The organism is Friedmanniella luteola (assembly GCF_900105065.1).
Taxonomy (GTDB): Bacteria; Actinomycetota; Actinomycetes; order Propionibacteriales; family Propionibacteriaceae; genus Microlunatus; species Microlunatus luteolus.
Map to the genome: position 1 here is coordinate 858,866 of NZ_LT629749.1, position 21,656 is coordinate 880,521.

General features: G+C 74.0%; 20 protein-coding genes. 14 read left to right on the top strand and 6 right to left on the bottom strand.

Translation table 11 applies throughout. The annotated features are described in order from the left end of the window. Positions 1-1,254: a kynureninase gene (locus BLT72_RS04045; RefSeq protein ID WP_231930315.1), complete on the bottom strand. Its 1,254-nt coding sequence runs from the start codon at positions 1,252-1,254 to the stop codon at positions 1-3. A gap of 152 nt (positions 1,255-1,406) precedes the next feature. Between BLT72_RS04045 and BLT72_RS04050 the strand changes: the two genes are divergently transcribed. The 4 genes from BLT72_RS04050 (at position 1,407) to BLT72_RS04065 (ending at position 5,784) form a co-directional block, all read left to right on the top strand. Then, positions 1,407-2,354: a 3-hydroxyacyl-CoA dehydrogenase family protein gene (locus BLT72_RS04050; protein ID WP_091410389.1), complete on the top strand. Its 948-nt coding sequence runs from the start codon at positions 1,407-1,409 to the stop codon at positions 2,352-2,354. A 71-nt stretch (positions 2,355-2,425) separates the two neighbouring features. Further along, positions 2,426-3,376 carry a sugar phosphate isomerase/epimerase family protein gene (locus BLT72_RS04055; protein ID WP_091410391.1) on the top strand — a complete coding sequence of 317 codons (951 nt, stop codon included), beginning with the start codon at positions 2,426-2,428 and terminating at the stop codon, positions 3,374-3,376. A gap of 8 nt (positions 3,377-3,384) precedes the next feature. Then, on the top strand, positions 3,385-4,872 hold the full coding sequence (locus BLT72_RS04060) for a four-carbon acid sugar kinase family protein (RefSeq protein ID WP_091410393.1): 1,488 nt from the start codon (positions 3,385-3,387) through the stop codon (positions 4,870-4,872). Between the two features lie 9 nt (positions 4,873-4,881). Next, entirely contained in the window at positions 4,882-5,784 is a 903-nt protein-coding gene (locus BLT72_RS04065) for an NAD(P)-dependent oxidoreductase (RefSeq protein ID WP_091410394.1), read from the top strand. On the opposite strand, the gene BLT72_RS04070 is transcribed toward BLT72_RS04065, so the two are convergent. Both BLT72_RS04070 and BLT72_RS04075 read right to left on the bottom strand, forming a co-directional pair. Then, positions 5,777-7,105: an FAD-dependent oxidoreductase gene (locus BLT72_RS04070; RefSeq protein WP_091410397.1), complete on the bottom strand. Its 1,329-nt coding sequence runs from the start codon at positions 7,103-7,105 to the stop codon at positions 5,777-5,779. The genes BLT72_RS04065 and BLT72_RS04070 overlap by 8 nt on opposite strands. Before the next feature lie 174 nt (positions 7,106-7,279). Continuing rightward, the gene (locus BLT72_RS04075) at positions 7,280-7,558 is read right to left on the bottom strand and encodes a GlsB/YeaQ/YmgE family stress response membrane protein (RefSeq protein WP_091410399.1); all 279 of its coding nucleotides are present in this window, start codon (positions 7,556-7,558) and stop codon (positions 7,280-7,282) included. Between the two features lie 139 nt (positions 7,559-7,697). On the opposite strand from BLT72_RS04075, the gene BLT72_RS04080 reads away from it, so the two are divergent. Then, positions 7,698-8,363, top strand: coding sequence for a response regulator transcription factor (locus tag BLT72_RS04080; RefSeq protein WP_091410401.1), 666 nt, complete (start codon positions 7,698-7,700; stop codon positions 8,361-8,363). Positions 8,364-8,404: 41 nt separating this feature from the next. On the opposite strand, the gene BLT72_RS04085 is transcribed toward BLT72_RS04080, so the two are convergent. Continuing rightward, positions 8,405-8,953: a GyrI-like domain-containing protein gene (locus BLT72_RS04085; RefSeq protein ID WP_231930316.1), complete on the bottom strand. Its 549-nt coding sequence runs from the start codon at positions 8,951-8,953 to the stop codon at positions 8,405-8,407. A 267-nt stretch (positions 8,954-9,220) separates the two neighbouring features. Here BLT72_RS04085 and phoH2 point away from each other — a divergent pair, with 267 nt between their 5' ends. The 5 genes from phoH2 (at position 9,221) to BLT72_RS04110 (ending at position 14,663) form a co-directional block, all read left to right on the top strand. Then, positions 9,221-10,519, top strand: a complete 1,299-nt coding sequence (gene phoH2, locus BLT72_RS04090) for an RNA 5'-3' helicase PhoH2 (RefSeq protein WP_091410405.1) — start codon at positions 9,221-9,223, stop codon at positions 10,517-10,519. A 75-nt stretch (positions 10,520-10,594) separates the two neighbouring features. Then, positions 10,595-11,410 carry an aggregation-promoting factor C-terminal-like domain-containing protein gene (locus BLT72_RS04095; RefSeq protein WP_091410407.1) on the top strand — a complete coding sequence of 272 codons (816 nt, stop codon included), beginning with the start codon at positions 10,595-10,597 and terminating at the stop codon, positions 11,408-11,410. 109 nt (positions 11,411-11,519) lie between these two features. Then, positions 11,520-12,560, top strand: a complete 1,041-nt coding sequence (locus BLT72_RS04100; protein WP_091410410.1) for a LacI family DNA-binding transcriptional regulator — start codon at positions 11,520-11,522, stop codon at positions 12,558-12,560. Between the two features lie 97 nt (positions 12,561-12,657). Then, positions 12,658-14,169, top strand: a complete 1,512-nt coding sequence (gene arfA, locus BLT72_RS04105) for an arabinosylfuranosidase ArfA (RefSeq protein WP_091410411.1) — start codon at positions 12,658-12,660, stop codon at positions 14,167-14,169. 80 nt (positions 14,170-14,249) lie between these two features. Further along, positions 14,250-14,663: a VOC family protein gene (locus BLT72_RS04110; RefSeq protein ID WP_091410414.1), complete on the top strand. Its 414-nt coding sequence runs from the start codon at positions 14,250-14,252 to the stop codon at positions 14,661-14,663. 246 nt (positions 14,664-14,909) lie between these two features. Here BLT72_RS04110 and BLT72_RS04115 read toward each other — a convergent pair whose 3' ends face one another. Both BLT72_RS04115 and BLT72_RS04120 read right to left on the bottom strand, forming a co-directional pair. Next, a complete protein-coding gene (locus BLT72_RS04115) occupies positions 14,910-16,304 on the bottom strand; it encodes a class II fumarate hydratase (protein ID WP_091416648.1) in 1,395 nt (464 codons plus the stop codon). 873 nt (positions 16,305-17,177) lie between these two features. After that, positions 17,178-18,080 (bottom strand): sigma-70 family RNA polymerase sigma factor, encoded by a 903-nt coding sequence (locus BLT72_RS04120; protein ID WP_091410416.1) that lies wholly within the window; start codon positions 18,078-18,080, stop codon positions 17,178-17,180. Between the two features lie 379 nt (positions 18,081-18,459). Here BLT72_RS04120 and BLT72_RS04125 point away from each other — a divergent pair, with 379 nt between their 5' ends. From BLT72_RS04125 to BLT72_RS04140, 4 genes are read left to right on the top strand one after another with little or no spacing between them, the layout of a single operon-like run. Beyond that, entirely contained in the window at positions 18,460-19,404 is a 945-nt protein-coding gene (locus tag BLT72_RS04125; RefSeq protein WP_091410417.1) for a hypothetical protein, read from the top strand. Then, positions 19,401-19,841 (top strand): phage holin family protein, encoded by a 441-nt coding sequence (locus BLT72_RS04130; RefSeq protein WP_091410419.1) that lies wholly within the window; start codon positions 19,401-19,403, stop codon positions 19,839-19,841. Before BLT72_RS04125 ends, BLT72_RS04130 begins: the two co-directional genes overlap by 4 nt. Continuing rightward, positions 19,838-20,623, top strand: coding sequence for a DUF3618 domain-containing protein (locus BLT72_RS04135; RefSeq protein ID WP_091410421.1), 786 nt, complete (start codon positions 19,838-19,840; stop codon positions 20,621-20,623). Before BLT72_RS04130 ends, BLT72_RS04135 begins: the two co-directional genes overlap by 4 nt. A gap of 38 nt (positions 20,624-20,661) precedes the next feature. Further along, on the top strand, positions 20,662-21,612 hold the full coding sequence (locus tag BLT72_RS04140; protein WP_197677194.1) for an SDR family NAD(P)-dependent oxidoreductase: 951 nt from the start codon (positions 20,662-20,664) through the stop codon (positions 21,610-21,612). Positions 21,613-21,656: the final 44 nt, after the last annotated feature.

Below are 21,656 nucleotides of genomic sequence, written 5' to 3' on the forward strand. Positions count from 1 at the left end.
TCAGGTCCGGTCCGCCAGCAGGTCCCGGACGGCGGCGAGCCCCGCCAGCACCTCGGCGAACGACGTGCTCAGCGGGCTCAGGCCCAGCCGCAGGCCCTGCGGGGAGCGGAAGTCGGGGATCACGCCGCGGGCCCAGAGCCGGGGCGTCAGCGCACGGAAGCCCGGGTGCTCCAGCGTGAGGTGCGCGCCGCGACGGTCGGGCTCGGCCGGGGTGGCCAGGGTGACGCCGGCGGGGCCGAGCCAGTCCTCCGCCACCGCGGCCGCGAAGGCGCTGAGCTCCACCGACTTGGCCCGGACGGCCGGCATCCCGACCTCCTCCAGCAGGTCCAGCATGTCCTGCAGGGCCAGCATGCCGAGGACCGGCGGGGTGCCGCTGAGCACCCGCCGGATGCCCGCGGCCGGCTGGTAGCCCGCGGCCATCTCGAACGGGTCGGCCCGGCCCAGCCAGCCCTGCACCGGCTGGCGGAACTCCTCCAGGTGGCGGTGGGCGACGTAGCCGAAGGCGGGTGCGCCGGGGCCACCGTTCAGGTACTTGTACGTGCAGCCGACGGCGAGGTCGACGTCCCAGGCGTCGAGCTCGAGCGGCACCGACGCGACCGAGTGGGAGAGGTCCCACAGCACGAGGGCGCCGACGTCGTGGACGAGCCGGGTCAGGGCGGCGGCCGGGGCGAGGTGGCCCGAGCGGTAGGCGACGTGGCTGAGCACCACCAGCGCGGTCCGCTCCGACAGCGCCGGGGCCAGGTCGGCGGGCTCGACGCCGGAGTGGCGGTCGGACTCGACCCAGCGCAGGGTGAGGCCGCGCTCGGCGGCGATGCCCTCCAGCACGTAGCGATCGGTGGGGAAGTTGTCGGTGTCGACGACGACCTCGTCGCGGCCGGGCCGGAGCTCGACGGCGGCCCGTGCCAGCTTGTAGAGCAGCACCGTGGTGGAGTCGCCGACGACGGTCTGGCCGGCCGCGGCGCCCAGGCAGATCCGGCCGATCCGGTCCCCGACCTCCAGCGGCAGGTCCAGCCACCCCTCGTCCCAGCCGCGGATCAGCCGGCCGGCCCACTGGGTCCGCACGAAGTCCTCGATCCGCCCGGCCGACGCGACCAGCGGCCGGCCGAGGGAGTTGCCGTCGAGGTAGGCGACGACGTCGTCGTCGGGGCCGGTGAGGAACCGGTCGCGGTGGGCGCGGAGCGGGTCGGCCGCGTCCAGGGCGGCGGCGCGGTCGGTCCAGGAGGACGTCACCAGCGGGGCGCGTTGACCGATCACGCGGCCACCGTACGACCTCGCGCCGCACCGGGCCGCGGGAGCGCCCGGGCCGGGCGTTACCTTGGCCCTGACCGCCGCCGGACCGACCACCTGCCGGCGCGGCCGGGACCGGCGCCGCCGCCGGGCCCCAGACCGGTCGGGGGAGTGCAGCCGTGAGCATCGAGAACGTCACCGTCGTCGGAGCGGGCTACATGGGCGGCGGGATCGCCCAGGTGCTGGCCATGGCCGGCTTCCAGGTCACCATCACCGACGCCGACCCCGACACCACCCTCCGGCACCGCGACCGGTTGTTCGCCGAGGCCGCCGAGTTCGAGGAGCAGGGTCTGTTCGACCCGGGCTCCGCGGCGCTGGTGCAGGCCAACCTGCGGGCCGCGGGCAGCCTGGCCGAGGCCGTCGAGGGCGCGGACTTCATCGAGGAGGCCGTGCTGGAGGTGCCCGAGGTCAAGGGCCCCGTGCTGCGCGACATCGAGGCGGTCGCCCGGCCCGGCACCGTCATCGGCAGCAACACCTCCACGCTGCCCATCGCCAGCCTGGCCGCCTACCTGACCCGCCCCGCCCAGTTCCTCGGTGTGCACTTCTCCAACCCCGCGCCGTTCATCCCGGGCGTCGAGCTGATCGCCCACGCCGGCACCGACGAGGCCGCCGTCGTGGCGTCGGAGGAGGTCGTCGCCCGCACCGGCAAGCTGAGCGCCCGGGTCAGCGACCAGGCCGGCTTCGTGCTCAACCGGCTGCAGTACGTGCTGCTCCGGGAGGCGGTCAACCTGGTCGAGGAGGGCGTCGCCACCGCCGAGGACGTGGACACCATCGTGCGGACCACCTTCGGCTACCGGTTGCCCTTCTTCGGCCCGTTCGCCATCGCCGACATGGCGGGCCTCGACGTCTACGCCGCCGGGTTCCGCACCCTGTCCGAGCACTACGGCGAGCGGCTGGCGACGCCGACGATGCTCACCGAGCTGGTGGAGGCGGGGAAGTACGGCGTCAAGAAGGACGGTGGCTTCGTCACCCCGGCCGGCGACCAGGCGCCCCTGGTGGCCTACCGCAACCGCGCCTACGCCCGGCTGGGCCAGCTCCTGCGCGAGCTCGGCCCCGCGCCCCGCTGACCGCCCCGGCGGACCAGCACCGCCGCCGAACCCACCCCTGCCGACCCGCCGCCCGACCTGTGGAGACCTCGATGACGACGACCCCCGCCCCGCCGACCTGGACCGCCGAGACCTGGCCCGTCGCGGCCGCGATGCTCGCGTTCGGCAGCACCGACTCCCGCGGCGGCCCGATCCAGGACGCCGACCCCGAGGAGTGGGCGCGCCAGCTGCGGCTGGTGCGGCGGATGGGGTTCACCGAGGTGGACCCCACCGACACCTGGGTGCGGGTCGGCGACCTCGAGGACGCGCGGCTCGAGGACTTCCGCGCCGTGCTGGCCGACGCCGGGCTGACCATCCCGGCGGTCTCCACCTCACGGCGCAGTGTCATGGACCCCGAGCGCGGTGAGGAGTACCTGGCCTACAGCCACCGGCTGCTGGACCGGGCTGCGGCGCTGGACGTCCCGCTGGTCAGCTTCGGGTTCTTCCAGGCGTTCACCCCGGCGCAGGCGGAGGCGCTCTGGTTCTGGCTGGAGCCGGGCTGGCAGGACGACGAGTCGCCCGAGGTGCGGGCGCTGGCCGCGTCCCGGATCCGGGAGCTGGCCGAGCACGCCGCGTCGAACGGCCAGCAGATCACCCTCGAGATGTACGAGGACACCTACGTCGGGACCTGCGACTCCGCCGTCGCGTTCCTGGCGGAGGTCGACCACCCGGCCTGCGGTCTCAACCCCGACATCGGCAACTTCATCCGGCTGCACCGGCCGATCGAGCCGGTCCCGCAGATGCTGGAGAAGGTGCTGCCGCACGCCAACTACTGGCACGTGAAGAACTACCTGCGCGACGAGGACCCGGCCACCGGCACCGTGACGACCTTCCCGGTGCCGATGGACATGGGGCTGATCAACTACCGCACCGCCATCGCGCGGGCCCTGGAGCTCGGGTTCCGCGGGGCGTTCCTCTGCGAGCACTACGGCAGCGACAGCCTCGGGGTGATCGCGAAGAACCAGGCCTACGTCCGCGAGGTCCTCGCCACCCTGCTCGACTGAGGGCGGCGATGAGCCCCACGCTGGACGAGCTGCTGGCCGGCCGGCCGGCCGGTCCCGCCGTCGACGTCGACCGGCTGGCGGCCCGGGTCCGGGCGAGCGGGCGGGTGCTCCTGGTCCTCGACGACGACCCGACGGGGACGCAGTCCGTGGCCGACCTGCCGGTGCTGCTGGACTGGTCGCCGGCCTCCCTGGCCTGGGCCTTCGACCAGGACCGGCCGGCGGTCTACGTGATGACCAACAGCCGCAGTCTGGCGCCGTCCGACGCCGCAGCGCGGAACCGCGAGGTGGCCCGCACCGCCCTGGCGGTGGCGGCCGGGCGCGGGGTCGAGCTCTGCTTCGTCTCCCGCTCCGACTCCACCCTGCGCGGCCACTTCCCGCTGGAGACCGACGTCCTCGCCGCGGCGGTGCGGGAGGCGACCGGCGAGCCCCTGGACGGCGTGCTGCTCGTGCCCGCCTTCGGCGACGCCGGCCGGGTGACCGTCGGCGGCGTCCACTGGGCCGGCGCCGACGGCGTCTACGCACCGGTGGGGGAGACCGAGTTCGCCCGCGACGCCACCTTCGGCTACCGGGCCTCCGACCTGCGGGCGTGGGTGGCGGAGAAGTCGGCCGGTCGGATCGCGGCGGCGGCGGTGGGCGTGCTGGACCTCACCGTGCTGCGCACCGACCCGGCCGCGGTCGTCGCCGCGCTCACCGGGCTGCGGGACGGAGCCGTGCTGGCCTGCGACGCCGTGGAGGAGAACGACCTGCGGCTGCTCGCCGAGGCGGTGCTGGAGGTGCAGCGCCACGGCGTCCGGCTGGTCGTGCGTGCGGGGCCGCCGTTCCCGCGCGCCCTGGTGGGACAGCGGCCGCACCCGCCGCTCGAGCCGGCCGAGCTGGCGGCAGTCAGGGCCGGCGGACCCGCCCAGGACGCCGTCGGGGGCCTGGTCGTCGTCGGCTCCCACGTCGCCCTGACCACCCGCCAGCTGGACCGGCTGCTCGAGCGCCGGCACCCTGTCCGGCTCGAGCTCGACGTGGCGACGGTGCAGGGGGCCGGGGTGTCCGGGGCCGCGCTGGCCGCCCACGTGGCCGACCTGGCCGGGCAGGCGTCCGCCGCCCTCGGGGTCGGCGACGTCGTGGTCAGCACCAGCCGGCGGCTGGCCGTCGTCGACGGCGCGGACGCGGCCCTGGCGCTGGCCCGGGAGGTGTCGAGCGCCCTCGTCGCCGTGGTCCGGCAGGTGCTCACGGTGCGCCCGCCGCGCTTCGTCGTCGCCAAGGGGGGCATCACGTCCTCCGACGTCGCCGCCCGCGGCCTGGGCATCACCCGCGCCATGGTCCGGGGCCCGGTGCTGCCCGGGATCGTCTCCCTCTGGGAGCCGGTCGACGGCCCCGCCCGCGGCATCCCCTACGTCGTCTTCGCCGGGAACGTGGGCGGCGACGAGAGCCTGGCCGACGTCGTCGCCGCGCTCGCCGACCGGGCGGAGCGCGGTCCGTCCGGCGCGCCGACCCTCACCACCTGAAGGAGCCCCATGTCCACCGTCACCGTCGCCGTCCTCGGTCTGGGGGCGATGGGCCGGCCGATGGCCCGTCACCTCGCGGCCACCTGCACCGTCCGCGGCTACGACCCCGACCCGGCCCGCCGGACCGGGGCGGGCGTCGACGGGACCGCCACCTCGGCCCGGGCGGCCGCGGCCGGGGCCGACGTCGTGCTGCTGGCGGTGCGCGACGCCGCCCAGCTCGACGACGCCCTGTGGGGCGACGACGGCGTCGTGGAGGTGCTGGCCGCGGGCTCGGTGGTGCTGCTGACCTCGACCGTCGGCATCGACGCCGTCCGGGCGGTGGCCGCCCGGCTGGCCGGGGCCGGGCTGCTGCTCGTGGACGCCCCGGTCTCCGGCGGCCCGGTGCGGGCCGGGCAGGGCGACCTGCTGGTCGTCGTCGGCGCCGACGACGCCGCCTGGGCCGCGGCCCGGCCGGTGCTGGAGGCGATGGCCTCGACCCTGACCCGGGTGGGTCCGCACGCCGGCGACGGCCAGGCGATGAAGACGGTCAACCAGCTGCTCTGCGGCGTCCACATCGCCGCCGCCGCGGAGGCGCTGGCGCTGGCTGAGGCCCTCGGGCTGGACACCGGGCTGGCCCTGGAGACCCTGCAGGCCGGGGCTGCGGCGTCCTTCATGCTGGGCGACCGCGGCCCGCGGATGCGGCAGGCCGGCGACGAGGGCGGCGCGGAGGTGCGCAGCCGGCTGGACATCTTCGTCAAGGACCTCGGGCTGGTCGGCACCGCGGCCCGGGCAGCCGGGCTCGCGACGCCGGTGGCGGCCGCGGCCGAGCAGCTGTTCCTGCTGGGCCGCGCCCAGGGCCTGGCCGCCCGGGACGACTCCAGCGTCATCACGGTGCTCGCGCCGCACGCCGGACCGGCCGACCCGGCTACCTGAGGGCGCGCGCGACGACGTCCGCCAGCTCGGCCCGGCCGGGTCCCGGCGCCAGGGGAGGACGCCAGCCGCTCGCGTACACCGCCCGCGCCTGCGGCTGCACCTGGTCGAGCACGTCGGGACCGGCCACCATCGCCGCGTAGGGTCCGACGGCGGCGCCGATCGAGGGGTCCACCGCGGCCGCGGCCATCACCAAATCGGACGGGATCGGCGCGTCGAGGTCGACGTCCTCCCCCTCCCAGCGTCGGCGCAGCGCGTCGTCCATCCGGGCGTGGTCCTCCACCCACGGACGCATGCCGACCTCGCACCAGGCGTCGAAGGAGCGCCCCAGGGCGTCGACGTCGGCGCCGTGCTGGTCGACGAGGGCCAGCAGCTGCTGGGCCTGCAGCAGGCTCAGCGCCACCCCGCGGCCGAAGTTCGGCGTGGTGGTGCAGACGGCGTCGCCCACCAGGACCAGGCCCGGGAGGGCCAGCCGGCCGTCCGGCCGGGTCTGCGGCCGGTAGTGGTTGTAGAGCCGGCCACCGGGCAGCACGTCGGTGAGGGGTCGCGCCCGGTCGGGATCGGTCCAGGTGGCCAGTCCGGGGATGGCCCGGCAGGCGGCGTCGAACGCCGCGCCGTACCGCAGCCCCAGCAGGTCGCGGCTCGCGGTCGGTCGGACCACGATCACGGAGAAGATGCCGCGCTCGTGAGGGAACAGGATCACCTGGTAGCCGTCCAGGTCGGCCTGCCAGGCGAGCGGGTTGACCATCGGCCCGGGCTCCGCGTCGGGGTGCAGCTGGTACTGCCGGTCGACGTAGGCGATGCCGCAGTCGCCACCGGCGGTGGTGGGGAGCCGGTGCTCGGCGGTGGCCCGGCCCGACCGTCCCGAGGCGTCCAGCACCAGGTCGGCGCGCACGAGGTCGTCGCCGAGGTCCAGGCCCACGGCGCGGCCGCCCTCCACGCGCACCCGGTCGACGTGCCCGGACCGGTGCCGGACGCCCGGCTCGGCCAGCGCGGCCGCCCGCAGCGCGGTCTCGAAGGTCTGCCGGCGGGAGCGCATCCCGACCGGCCGGTCCTGGCCGTCGGGGAGGGCGATGGTCACCGGTTCGGCGCCCGCCTCGGTCCAGAGCGCGAGCGCCGTCGGGAGCTCGGCCGCCAGGGCGCTGACGCACTGGGCGCGGAAGGCGTGCGCGTGGTGGAACTGCATGACGCCCCGCCGCGGCCAGCGGCCGTCCGCACCGGGTCCGGCGTCCCGGTCGACGACGGTGACGCCGTGTCCCCGACGAGCCAGGCCGGCCGCCAGGAACAAGCCGGTGGGTCCTGCCCCGATGATCGCGATGTCCATGCCGCCCCGGTCCTCCGGCGGCGCCGCCGGTGCACCCCCCGACCCTCCTCCCCACGCCGGAGGTGGGTCAAGGGAGTTCCCGGAGACGGGACGTGGCGGTCACCGCCCGCACTCGGTGACCGCCACGCCGGTGGAGCGTCAGGGGCGCCGGGGTGCCCCGGACGCTCCCGGTCCTCAGACGCGCGCGGTACGCCGTCCGGCCACGCGGGTCCAGATCAGCAGGACGATGACGGCGCCGATGACCGAGCCGATGATCCCGGCCGGCTGCAGGAAGCCGCTGCCGGAGTCCCGGCCGAAGATCAGGTAGCCGAGGAAGCCGCCGACGAACGAGCCGATGATGCCGAGCAGGATGGTCATCGGGATCGACAGGTCCTGCCGGCCGGGCACCAGCAGGCGCGCGAGCGCGCCGGCGATCAGGCCGACGACGATGATGCTCAGGATGAGTCCCAGCATGATGTGCCCTTCTGTGGGTACGTCCCGGAGGACGCGAGGCGGCCCGGGGTCCGGGCCGGCGGGTGGGTGTCCCGCACGTCCTAATCAACCACCCCCAGGGCTGGTGCACTACACCCCTAGGTGGGTTAGTGTCGCCCTCATGGACCCGACCCCCGCCCCCATCACCGTCGCCCTGGTCGACGACTACGACGTGGTGGTGATCGGCGTGGCGAGCATCCTCGAGCAGTACCGGGGCCGGGTGGTGATCGCCGAGCTGGACACCAACAAGGGCCTCAGCGACAGCGTCGACATCGTCCTCTACGACTCCTTCGCCCAGCCCGAGGCCGACCACCACGAGATCCGCGTCCTGGTCGAGAACCCGCGCGCACGGCACGTGGTCGTCTACACCTGGAACTTCCACCCGGACCTCGTCGAGACGGCGCGCAAGGCCGGGGTGCACGGCTACCTCTCGAAGGCGCTGCCGGCCCGCGACCTCGTCGACGCGCTCGAGCGGGTGCACGCGGGGGAGCAGGTGTTCACCGAGGTGCCGGGCCGGACGCGGACGGCCACCGGGCTCGACTGGCCCGGCCGGACGGAAGGGCTGACCGACCGCGAGGCGGAGATCCTGGCGCTGATCACGCAGGGCAAGAGCAACGCCGAGGTGGCCGCGCTGACCTACCTCAGCCCGAACACCGTGAAGTCCTACATCCGCACCGTCTACCGCAAGATCGGGGCGGGCAGCCGCACGCAGGCGGTGCTGTGGGGCGTCGGGCACGGCTTCACCCCGGACCACCACCGCATCGACCACTGGCGGGGCGGCCCCTAGGCCGCCGGGTCACCCCGGTGGCCCCGGCGACGGGGGGCCGCTCAGCCGGCCAGCCGGAACGCCAGCCGCGTCTGCCAGCGGCTCATGTCCGGCTCGTCGTCGGGGTCGGTCTCCATCCACTCCAGCCGGGCCCCCCAGACCTCGCCCTCGTCGCCGGGTCGCACGTCGAAGGCCAGGCCCTGCGCCTCGGCCCAGGCCAGCAGGTCGCCCGTCACCTGCACCAGGTCGGCCGGGTGGCCCAGGTAGGTGGTCGTGACGTAGCGGCCGGCCGGGAGGACCCCGGGTCGGACCTCCCCCTCACCGTCCAGGACGGTCGCGGTCGGGGCGCCGGCCTCCAGCACCAGCCGACGGTCCATGTCGATCACCCGGTAGCGGAAGAAGGGCGGTCCGACGGTCTCGACGCCCTGCCCGGCCAGCCAGCCGAACACCTCGCCGAAGCGGTCGGCGAGGGCCGGGATGGTGTCCATGGTGACCTCGCCGGTGACCGCGACGTAGGGCTGCTGCTCCTCCTCGACCACGCGGAAGCGGCTGGTGAGCGTCGTGCTGGTCTGGTCCATGCCGCTCAGACCCGGCAGGCTGGCCGAACTCATCGGGCGCCCGCCCGCCGGTCGACGGCGGGGCGTCGGGCGGGTTTCGGTCGCGTGAAGAAGCGGCGTGGCGTGGCAGGCGGTCCCCGCCTCGGCCGTAGCGTCCGCAGTACGGGCCGTGGGGAAGCGGCCCGTGCGGGAGGCGATGCATGCACCGTCTGACGACGGGCACGACGAACGGGTCGACCGCGGCCCGGGGACGACTCCGGCTCACCACTTGACCGTGGGGCCGGACGCGGTCCCGCGTGCGGCCCTCAGAAGGGCAGACCCGTGTCTGGATCCTCGCGCCGCACCTACGTCGTCGACACCTCCGTCCTGCTGAGCGACCCGCACGCCCTGCGGCGCTTCGCGGAGCACGACGTGATCCTCCCGATCGTGGTGATCACCGAGCTGGAGGCCAAGCGGCACCACGCGGAGCTCGGGTACTTCGCCCGTACCGCGCTGCGGTACCTCGACGACCTCCGGGTCAGCGCCGGCCGGCTGGACGCGCCCCTCCCGGTGAACGACCAGGGCGGCACCGTGCACGTCGAGCTCAACCACACCGACCCGACGGCGCTGCCGGACGGGTTCCGGCTCGGTGACAACGACTCGCGGATCCTGGCCGTCGCCCTGAACTTCGCCGCCGAGGGCCGCGACGTCACCCTCGTCTCCAAGGACCTGCCCATGCGGGTCAAGGCGTCGGCGGTGGGCCTGCGGGCCGAGGAGTACCGCGCCGAGCTGGCCGTGTCCACCGAGTGGACGGGGATGACCGAGCTCGAGGTCGACGCGCAGCACGTCTCCGACCTCTACGACCACGGCGTCGTCGACCTCGAGGAGGCGCGCGACCTGCCCTGCCACACGGGCGTCGTCCTGCTCGGCGGCAGCGGCTCGGCCCTGGCCCGGGTGACGCCCGGCAAGCAGCTCAAGCTGATCAAGGACCGCGACGCCTTCGGCCTGCACGGCCGCTCGGCCGAGCAGCGGGTGGCGCTGGACCTGCTGCTGGACCCGGGCGTCGGGATCGTCTCGCTCGGCGGCCGGGCCGGCACCGGCAAGTCGGCGCTGGCGCTGTGCGCCGGCCTGGAGGCGGTGCTGGAGCGGCGCCAGCACGCCAAGGTCGTCGTGTTCCGGCCCCTCTACGCCGTCGGCGGCCAGGAGCTCGGTTACCTGCCGGGCAGCGAGGGCGAGAAGATGGCGCCCTGGGCCCAGGCGGTGTTCGACACCCTCGGCGCCATCACCTCCAAGGTGGTCATCGAGGAGGTGATGGAGCGGGGGCTGCTCGAGGTGCTGCCGCTGACCCACATCCGCGGCCGGTCCCTGCACGACTCGTTCGTGATCGTCGACGAGGCCCAGTCCCTGGAGCGCAACGTGCTGCTCACCGTGCTGAGCCGGATCGGCCAGGACTCCCGCGTCGTGCTCACCCACGACGTCGCCCAGCGCGACAACCTGCGGGTCGGCCGGCACGACGGCGTCGTCGCCGTCGTGGAGAAGCTCAAGGGCCACCCGCTGTTCGCCCACGTCACGCTGCACCGTTCCGAGCGCTCACCCATCGCCGCGCTGGTGACCGAGATGCTGGAGGACATCCCGGTCTGATCACGGAGTGGCAACTCCTCACCTGGCGCCACCGAAGATGTCACTTCGGTAACGACGGTGTGGCATGGTTGACCGGTGCGTCGCCTCGTCCACCATGCCGCCATCGGCCTCGGCTGCACCGCTCTGGCGGTCAGCGCCGCGGTCGCCGGTCTCGGCAGCCCTGCCGCGACCGGGACGGCGATCGCCGTCCCGGTCCCGGTGACGTCCGCCAGCCAGCCGGCTGCCGACCCGGCCGCCGTGGCCTCCGAGCGGGCCGTCCGCGAGGCGGCGGCCAACCGGAGCGCCGAGCGGGAGCGCCTCGAGGCCGCCGTCGACCAGGCCGTCGAGCGCAGCCTCGCGCTGAGCACCGGCAGCCGGGCCGTGGCCGACCAGCAGGCCAAGATCGTGGCCCAGCGGAAGGCGAAGGCCGCGGCGGCGCAGCAGCGCAGGTCCGAGGCGAAGGCCCGGGCCAAGGCGGAGGCGAAGGCCGAGGCGAAGGCGGAGGCGGCACGGCGGAAGACCGAGGCCGCCCGGGCGAAGGCGGCGGCCGAGGCCGCCGAGAAGGCCCGCCGCGCACGGGTGGCGGCGCAGGGCTACGAGGCCGGCACCACCGACCCGCGCGAGATCGCGAAGCAGGTCCTGCAGAACAAGTTCGGCTACGGCGCCGACCAGTTCAGCTGCTTCAACAACATCATCATCCGCGAGAGCAACTGGGACATCGACGCCACCAACGCCAGCTCCGGGGCCTACGGCATCCCGCAGGCGCTGCCCGGCTCCAAGATGGCCAGCGTCGGCAGCGACTGGCGGACGAACCCCGCCACCCAGATCATCTGGGCGGTCGGCTACATGGACGACCGCTACGGCAGCCCCTGCCAGGCCTGGAGCTTCAAGAGCGCCAACGGCTGGTACTAGGCAGCACGAGCCCTGGGTCCGCGCTCCGCGCGGTCCGGTCGTGGGCGGTGGGCCGCGCCGTTCCTCGTGGTGGCGGTCCGCACCCGCGTGACCCCCTAGCCTTCCGTGCATGGCCCCGACGATCCACGACGTCGCGCGGTTGGCCGAGGTGTCGATCAAGACGGTGTCCAACGTCCTCAACGACTACCCCCACGTCAGGCCCGCGACGAAGCAGCGGGTGCTCGACGCCATCGCGACGCTCGGCTACACGCCGAACCTGACGGCGCGCGGGCTGCGCTCGGGGCGGACCGGGCTGATCAGCCTCGTCATCCCCGACCTGCGCAACGCCTACTTCGCCGAGCTGGCGGACACCGTGATGCGGGCGGCGGAGGCGCAGGGCCTGTCGGTGGTCATCGCCCAGTCCGGGGGTGAGCGGGAGCGCGAGCTCGACCTGCTGCGCGGTACCCGGGCCCGGATGGTGGACGGCATCCTGTTCAGCGCCCTCGCGCTCGGGGAGCAGGACCACGACGTGCTGGCCGCCGTGCCACGACCGCTCGTCCTGCTGGGGGAGCGCGTCCTGCACGGCCCCACCGACCACGTGACCATGCGCAACACCGAGGGCGCCCGCGCGGCGACCGCGCACCTGCTGGACCAGGGGCGTCGGCGGCTCGTCGCCCTCGGCACGACGACGGGTCCGGCGCCCGGGTCGGCCGCACTGCGGCTGGAGGGCTACCGGCAGGCCCACGCCGCGGCCGCCGTGCCCGTCGACCCCGCGCTCGTCGTCGGCGTCGACGGCTGGTTCCGCAGCACCGGGGCGGCCGCCGTCCGGGACGCCCTGAGCCGAGGGCTGACCTTCGACGGCGTGGTCGCCTTCAACGACGCCCTCGCCCTCGGAGCCATGCGCGTCCTGCAGGAGGCGGGGCGTCGGGTCCCCGAGGACGTCGCGCTGATCGGCTTCGACGACCTCGACGAGACCCGGTACAGCCTGCCGACCCTGTCCACCGTCGACCCCGGCCGGCAGGAGATCGCCGAGGTGGCGGTCCGCTACCTCAAGGAGCGGATCGACGCCGGCTCCGCCGAGCTGCCGCCGCGGGACCACCTCACCGCGTTCCGGGTGGTCGTGCGCGAGTCCTCGAGCCCGGTCGTCGCCGGCGCCACCCGCCCGGCTTGACCCTGGCCGACGGCCTCGGCCAGACTGTTCTACAACGTTTACCTAGAACGTCGGAGGAGCGTCGCGCCGCTCCTCGCACTCCGTCGAAGAGGACATCATGCCTGCTGCTGAGCTCACGCTCGACCCGCACTTCACCGTCGGCCCCGTCTCGCGCCGGGTCTTCGGTTCCTTCGTCGAGCACCTCGGCCGCTGCGTCTACGACGGGATCTACGAGCCGGGCCACCCCACCGCCGACGCCGAGGGCTTCCGCACCGACGTCATGGACCTGGTCCGGGAGCTCGGCGTCTCGGCGATCCGCTACCCGGGCGGCAACTTCGTGTCCGGCTTCCGCTGGGAGGACTCCGTCGGCCCCCGCGAGCAGCGGCCGGCCCGGCTGGACCTGGCCTGGCACTCCACCGAGTCCAACCAGGTGGGGCTGGACGAGTTCGCCGGCTGGTGCGCGCAGGTCGGCAGCGAGCTGATGTACGCGGTCAACCTCGGCACGCGGGGCGTGCTGGAGGCCGTGGACGTCCTCGAGTACGCCAACATCCGCTCGGGCACGGCGCTGTCGGACGCCCGCGTCGCCAACGGGCACGCGGAGCCCTACCGGGTGAAGATGTGGTGCCTGGGCAACGAGATGGACGGGCCGTGGCAGCTCGGCCACCGCAACGCCGAGGACTACGGCAAGCTCGCCTCGCAGACGGCCAAGGCGATGCGCCAGCTGGACCCCGACCTGGAGCTGGTCGCCTGCGGCAGCTCGAGCGCGAAGATGCCGACCTTCGGCGCCTGGGAGCACACCGTCCTGCTGCACACCTACGACGACGTCGACTACATCTCCTGCCACGCCTACTACGAGGAGCTGCAGGGCGACACCGCCAGCTTCCTCGCCTCGGCCACCAACATGGACCACTTCATCGAGTCCGTGGTGGCCACCGCCGACACGGTCCGGGCGACGCTGGGCCGCCAGAAGCGGATCAAGATCTCCTTCGACGAGTGGAACGTCTGGTACAACACCCGCTACCACGAGGTCGACCAGATCACCGACATCGAGCAGTGGCCGACGGCGCCGCGGCTGCTCGAGGACATCTACTCCGTGCTCGACGCCGTGGTCTTCGGCAACCTGATGATCTCGCTGCTCAAGCACGCCGACCGGGTCACCTCGGCGTCGCTGGCCCAGCTGGTCAACGTCATCGCCCCGATCATGACCGAGCCCGGCGGGGACACCTGGCGGCAGACGACCTTCTTCCCCTTCGCCCTCACCTCCCGGCTGGCGGTCGGCGAGGCGCTGGACGTCAAGCTGAGCACCGAGACCTACCAGACGGCCGTCTACGGCGAGGTGCCGCTGGTCGACGCCGTCGCCACCCACGACGCCGCCAGCGGGCGGACGGCGATCTTCCTGGTGAACCGCAGCCTCGACGCGGCCACCACGGTCACCGTCGACGTCAGCCACCTCAGCGCGGTGTCGGTGCTGGAGACCCACACCCTCGCCGACGACGACATCTACGCGAAGAACACCCTGGAGGACCAGGAGCGGGTGGGGGTGCGGCCGAACGACAGCGTCACGGTCGCCGACGGCCGGCTCACCGTCGAGCTGCCCGCCGTCTCCTGGACCGCGATCGCCCTCGGCTGAGAAACTGCCGCGTTCCCCCGGCGGGGGAGGCCGTCGCTCACTAGAGTCCGGAGTCCCAGACCCGCGACCTAGGAGCAGCGATGGCCTCCCTCCTCACCCCCTACCTGAGCTTCCGCGACACCGCCCGACCGGCCCTGGAGTTCTACCAGCAGGTGTTCGGCGGCGAGCTCACCATCAACACGTTCGGTGAGTACGGCATGGCCGACGGCGACGCGGCCGGCCACGTGATGCACGGCCAGCTCGAGACGCCGAGCGGCTACACCCTGATGGCCGCCGACACCCCGCCCGGGATGGACGTCGCCGAGGGCAGCGCGATCACCGTGTGCCTCAGCGGTGACGACGTCGACGACCTCCGCCGCTTCTTCGCCGGCCTGGCCGAGGGCGGCACGGTGACCATGCCGCTGGAGAAGCAGATGTGGGGCGACGAGTACGGCGCCTGCACCGACAAGTTCGGCGTCAGCTGGATGGCCAACATCGCGGTCCCGGAGGGCTGAGCCCGGCACCGACCCACCCGCCCGACCCACCTACCCGCCCGCCGTACGCGCCCGCCCGACGCGCCCGCCCGGTCGACCCGGGCTCACTCGGGTCCCCCACTTCACACCCCTCCGGTGCACGTCACACCCCGTGCAGAGGGTGCGCGGACCACCGCAGGGGTGTGAAGTGGGGGACAGGCGGCGGCCCGGGGGGCCCGGCAGGCCGACGGCGCGGGTGGGGCGGGTGGGGCGCCCGCCGGCCCGGCGTCAGAGGGCCGGGCGGGTCATCGAGAGGACGTCGAGGGCGGCGTCGAGCTGGTCCTCGGTGAGCCGGCCCTCGGTGACGAAGCCGCGCTCGATCACCACCTCGCGGATCGTCTTGTTCTCCTTCAGCGCCGCCTTCGCGACGGCGGCCGCGTTCTCGTAGCCGATGTACTTGTTGAGCGGGGTGACGATCGAGGGCGAGGACTCGGCCAGGAAGCGGCAGTGCTCGACGTTGGCGGTGATGCCGTCGACGCACCGGTCCGCGAAGAGCCGGCTGACGTTGGCCAGCAGCCGGACCGACTCCAGCAGGTTGCGCGCCATCACCGGCAGCATGACGTTCAGCTCGAACGCCCCGGCGGCACCGGAGAAGGCGACGGCGGCGTCGTTGCCGATGACCTGGGCGCAGACCTGGGTCATGGCCTCCGACAGCACCGGGTTGACCTTGCCCGGCATGATCGACGACCCCGGCTGCAGGTCCGGCAGCGCGATCTCGCCGAGCCCGGCGCGCGGGCCCGAGCCCATCCACCGGATGTCGTTGGCGATCTTGTTGAGCCCGACGGCGATGGTGCGCAGCGCGCCCGAGGCCTCGACGAGGGCGTCGCGGGCGCCCTGGGCCTCGAAGTGGTTCCGGGCCTCGGTGAACGGCAGCCCGCTCTGCTCGGCGATGATCCCGATCACCGACGCGGCGAACCCGGGCGGGGTGTTGATGCCGGTGCCGACGGCGGTGCCGCCCAGCGGCAGCTCGGCGACGCGGGGGAGGACCGCCTGCACGCGCTCGACGCCGTAGCGGACCTGCGCGGCGTAGCCGCCGAACTCCTGGCCGAGGGTCACGGGGGTGGCGTCCATGAGGTGGGTCCGGCCGCTCTTGACCACCGCGGCGAACTCGGTGGCCTTCGCCTCCAGCGAGCGCTCGAGGTGCTGCAGCGCCGGGACGAGGTCCTGGACCAGGCTCTGGGTGGCGGCGATGTGGATCGCGCTGGGGAACACGTCGTTGCTGGACTGTGAGGCGTTGACGTGGTCGTTGGGGTGCACGCCGTCGGCCACGGCCGGAGAGGCGAGCGAGGCGATGACCTCGTTGGTGTTCATGTTGCTCGAGGTGCCCGACCCGGTTTGGAAGACGTCGATCGGGAACTGGGCGTCGTGCGCTCCGGCCGCCACGGCGGTCGCGGCCTCGACGATGGCGGCCGCGCGCTCCTCGCTGATGACGCCGAGCCGGGCGTTGGTGAGGGCCGCGGCACCCTTGATCTGGCCGAGGGCCGCGATCAGGGCCGGGTCGATCGGCACCCCGGAGATCGGGAAGTTCTCGACCGCGCGCTGGGTCTGCGCCTTCCACAGGGCCTGGGCGGGGACCCGGACCTCGCCCATGGTGTCGTGCTCGATGCGGAAGTCCTCAGCCATGCGCTCATTCTGCCCTGGGCGCGCGAGCGCGGCCCCACCCGGACCGGCACCCACCGACGCCGGCCGCCGCAGCGTGAGCACGACGTAGGAGAAGCGCCGGCCCTCCCGCTCGACGGCGTAGCGGTGCTCGCGGGCCGAGCCGTCGAGCCGCCGCAGCCGCGCCAGCAGCGCCGGAGCCGGCCCCTGGCACCACAGCGCGAGCACCCCGCCCGGAGTCAGGGCGGCCCGCGCCGCGCTGAGCGTCGCCTCCTCGTACAGACCGGCGTTGTGGGCGTGGATGAGGAAGTCCGGGCCGTTGTCGACGTCGAGGAGGACGGCGTCCCACGGCCCGGTGGCGGCTCCGCCGCCGCTCAGGGTCGCGGCCACGTCCCCGACGTGCAGCCGGGTCCGCGGGTCGCCCGCGACCCGGGCGAGCAGCGGCGTCACCCCCGCCCGGGCCCAGCCGACCAGGTGCGGGTCGAGCTCGACGACGTCGACCCGGGACGGTCCCGGCACGTGCTCGAGCACCGCGGCCGCGGTGTAGCCCAGGCCGAGGCCGCCGACCAGCACGGCCCCGCGCGCGCCGGCGGCGAAGCCGGCCAGCTCCAGCTCGCTGCTCGTCTCGGTGCTGTCCATCGCGAACACCCCGTTGACCACCAGCTCGTGGACCACCGTGCCGTCGGGCCGGCGACGCTCGCGGAGCAGCGTCTCGCCGTGCGGCCCGGCGCCGTGTCCCAGGGTGCGCAGCTCGTCCACGTCGCCCATGGTGCCGGAGCGGCGGCCGGCGCCGTCCCCATCACCGGGTCGCGGCCCGGATGCACGTCGAGGCACCTCCGACGGGGGAGGTGCCTCGACGGCGTTCGTGGTGGTGGCCGACGGCCGGGATCGCTTCGGTCAGCTGGCGAGCTGGAAGCTCTCGTCGTCGCTCAGGTACTGGCGCAGGGAGCGCAGCACCCGGACCAGCCACCGGGAGATCTGCATCTGGCTGACGCCGAACTCCTCGGCGATCTCGCGCTGGCTGAGCTCGGAGTAGAAGCGGAGGTAGACCAGCCGCTGGTCCCGCTCGCTGAGCTGCTGGTAGGCGGGCTGCAGGGTGAGAGCGGTCTCGACGTGGTCGTAGCGGCTCTCGACCTCCGACAGGCTCTCCCCGAGCGACTCCGCCCGCTGGCCCACCGGCACGTCGAGCGACGCCGCCTGGAAGCAGCCGTCGACCTGGCGCGCGGCCCGGATCTCGGACTCGCTGAGCTCCAGGTGCTGCGCGAGCTCGGGGATGGTCGGCCAGCGCAGCAGCTCGTGCGTGAGGTCCTCACGGGCGCGGGCGATGACGGCGGCGTGCTCCTGGATGCAGCGCGGCGGCTTGACCGACCACGCACGGTCTCGGAAGTGGCGGCGGATGACGCCCATCATCGTGGGCAGCGCGAAGCCCAGGAACGAACCCAGCGACGGGTCGTAGCGGACGCTGGCCTCGACGAGGCCGACCCGGGCCACCTGGACGAGGTCCTGGTGGTCCTGACCGCGGCCGGCGTAGTGCCGGGCGACGCCGTCGGCGGCGTCGAGGTGGAGCAGCACGAGCCGGCGCCGGATGACCCGGCCGCCCGCCTCGTCGGCCGCGAGCAGCTGCGCCGTCAGCTCCGCGGAGCGCTCGCGCCGCAGCTGCGGGTTGCGCTCGGTGGGCTCGTAGACGTCGTCCAGCTCGTCCGGCTGGGCGGCGGGCTCGGAGACGTCGTCGAGGGCCACGGGGGCCGGGTCGACCAGGGCGCGGGATCGGGAACGGGAGGTGGAGATGGTGCTCGACATGGGACCGCCTACAGGGAGGTGGGGATGTCGGCAGACTGCTCAACCGCTGGACCGACCATAGCGCGTCCTGTGGCGTACGCCATAGCGGGGGGTGCGCCCGGGCGGGGCGGGGCGCCGCCGGTCGCGCCGGAGGGTTCGAGCGCGGCTCCCGCGGGTAGCAGGGCCCTCAGCACAGGGTGACGCCCGGGCCAGTCCTGTGCCGTGGCCGGGCGGTTGAGACAACAGCCGCTCGGTCGTCCGACACGGCTGCGGCGGCCTCGAGGGCCACCGTGGCACTTCTGCGCGAGCAGGGGTGTTTACGCCGTAAAGGGTTTGGGTATGAGATAGCGGATGGCGTCGCGTACTCGCGGCGCCGCGGATCTAGTCGATAGGAGATCGCGTGACTCAGTCACCGTATGTCCCCTCCGAGGGGCAGAACCAGTTCGACGAGCCGGTGACCACGTGGGAGCCCGCGGGCACCACCGAGGCGGGCACGGACATCTACGCCCCGACCACCGGCCAGTCCAGCACCAGCAGCACCGCGAGCACCGCCAAGGACACCGCGAAGGACGAGGCCGCCGGCCTCAAGGACACCGCTGTGGACCGCGGCCAGCACGTCGCCGGCGTGGCCAAGGAGCAGGCCGGTGCCGTCAAGGACACCGCGCTCGCCTCCGGCCAGCAGGTCGCCGAGACCGCCAAGGAGCAGGTCGGGAACATCACCGCGGAGGCCACGGGCCAGTTCCGTGACCTCCTGGACCAGGGCCGCACCGAGCTGAGCAGCCAGGCCGGCGCCCAGCAGCAGCGCCTCGGTGCGCTCGTGCACTCCTTCGCCGACGAGCTCGGCACGATGGCGTCCTCCACGGACAAGGGCGGCCCCCTCGCCGACCTCGCCAAGCAGGGCTCCCGCCGCGTCGGTGAGCTCGCCCACCGGATCGAGAACAGCGAGCCCAGCGACCTGCTCGCCGACGTCCGCAACTTCGCGCGCCGCCGTCCGGGCGTCTTCCTCGGCGTCTCGCTGCTCACCGGTGTCGTGGTCGGTCGACTGACCCGCAGCCTCGCCGCCGAGGCGAAGGACGCCAAGGAGGCCCAGCAGGCTCCGGCTCTCGGGTCGGGCTACAGCGCCACCACGCCGACCACCGGCTACAGCACCACCCAGGCGGCCACCGGCTACGACGCGGGCAGCTACACCGCGGGTGGCTACGAGACCGGCAGCTACACGCCGGGCGCCACCACCGGCACCACCGCCACCACCGGCTACGAGGCGACCCGCGCCTACGACGACACCGTGACCTACGACGACACCGTCACCTACGTCGACCCGACGCGGGGTGACACGCCCCGATGACGACGCCTTACACCTCGGGTTCGTCGTCGATCGAGCCGCAGACCACGACCGGGGACGAGCTGACCCTCGGTGAGCGGCTCGGCAACGTCACCCGCGACCTCAGCACGCTGATGCGGCAGGAGGTGGCCCTGGCCAAGGCCGAGGTCTCCCAGTCCGCGTCCAAGGCCGGCAAGGGCATCGGCCTGCTCGCCGGTGCCGCCGTCGCCGGCTTCTTCGTCCTGATGTTCCTGTCCATCTCGCTGTGGCGGGCTCTGGGGAACGAGATCGGCTTCGGCTGGTCCGCGCTCATCGTCGCGGTGATCTGGGCGATCATCGCCGCGATCCTCGCGGTCGTCGGCAAGAAGGCCCTCGACCAGGTGCGCGGCGTGCCCGAGACCACCGACTCGCTGGGCAAGATCCCGAACGCACTCAAAGGCCAAGAGGAGAAGAACCTGTGACCAGCCAGACCCCCGAAGAGATCCGCGCTGAGATCGAGCGGACCCGCGCCAACCTGAGCAACGACGTCGACGCGCTGGCCGAGGAGGCCAACCCGAAGACCATCGCCCGCCGGCAGGTGGACAAGGTCAAGGACAACGTCAAGGACAAGGGCCTCGGCCTCAAGGACCGCATCATGGGCACCGCCGACGACGTCCGCGACTCCGTGGTCGACACGGTGCACGGCGTGACCGACACCGTCTCCGACAAGGTGCACGGCGCCACCGACGCCGTCCACGGCGCCGGCGGCAGCGCCGCCGGTTCGGCCCAGGGTGCGGCGGCCTCGGCCCGCGGTGCCCTGTCCTCGGCCGGCGACACCGTCAGCGACGCCCCGGCCCTCGCCCGGCAGAAGACGCAGGGCAACCCCCTCGCCGCCGGTCTCGTCGCCTTCGGCGCCGGCCTGCTGATCAGCTCGCTGATCCCCGCCAGCACCAAGGAGCGCGAGCTCGCCACCACGGTGAAGGACAAGGCCGAGCCGCTCAAGGCCGGCATCACCGACGCCGCCAAGGACGTCGCGAGCAACCTCAAGGAGCCCCTCCAGGAGGCTGCTCAGACGGTGAAGGAGACCGCCACCGAGGCGGTCGGCGCCGTCAAGGACGAGGGCCAGTACGCCGTCGAAGAGGTCAAGGACCAGGCCCAGCAGGCCAAGACCACGGTCCAGGACGAGGGCACCTCGGCCGCCTCGGACGTGCAGGGCCAGGCCCAGCAGGCCAAGGGCAACGTCCAGGACGCGGCGAAGTCCTGAGCACCAACCCGGTCGCAGCACCGCAGTCGACGCCCGCGGTGGCGCCCCTGGCCCTTGTGGCCGGGGCGTCCCGCGGGCTCGGCCTGCTCATCGCCCGGGAGCTCGGTCGCCGCGGTCACCGGCTCGTCATCTGCGCCCGCTCGGCGGACGAGCTGGCGGCCGCGCGCGACCACCTCGAGTCGGAGGGCCTGACCGTCCGGACCGCCGTCTGCGACGTCGCTGACGCCGCCGCCGTGGAGGCTCTCGTCGCCGACGTCGAGGCGACCGACGGCCCGGTCGACGTGGCCTTCGCTGTCGCCGGGGTCATCCAGGTGGGCCCGCTCGCCTCGCTGACGCGGGACCACTTCGCCGAGGCCATCGACATCATGCTCTGGGGCCCGATCAACGTCGCCCTCGCCGTCAGCGGCCCCATGCGGGCCCGCGGCCACGGCCGGATCGGCGTCATCACCTCCATCGGCGGGCTCGTCCCCGTCCCGCACCTGCTCCCGTACAGCACCGCGAAGTTCGGCGCGGTCGGCTTCTCGGCCGGCCTCCGCGCCGAGCTCGCGGGCACCGGCGTCAAGGTCACCACCGTCGCCCCCGGTCTGATGCGCACCGGCTCGCACCTCCGCGCCGAGTTCACCGGCCGGCAGGGCGCCGAGTACGCCTGGTTCGCCCCGTCGGCCACGCTGCCCGGCATCGCCATGGACCCGCAGCGCGCCGCCGCCCGGATCGTCGACGGCGTGCTCGCCGGTCGCGCCTACGTGCTGCTGAGCGTCCTCACCAAGGTGGCCTCGCGGGTGAACGGCCTGGCGCCGACCACCACGGCGGCCCTGCTCGGGCTGGCCGCGCGGCTGCTGCCCAGCGGCCCGCCGCCCAGCGGCACCGACACCGTCCAGGGCTACCAGGTGGAGGAGCGGCTGCGGCCGCTGCCCAGCGCCCTCGTGCGCGTCGTCACCACCCTCGGCCGTCGTTCGGCCGACCGCTGGAACCAGCACCCGCGCGCCTGACCGCCCTCGCTCGTCCTCCCCGCTCCCGTACCGACACCCAGGAG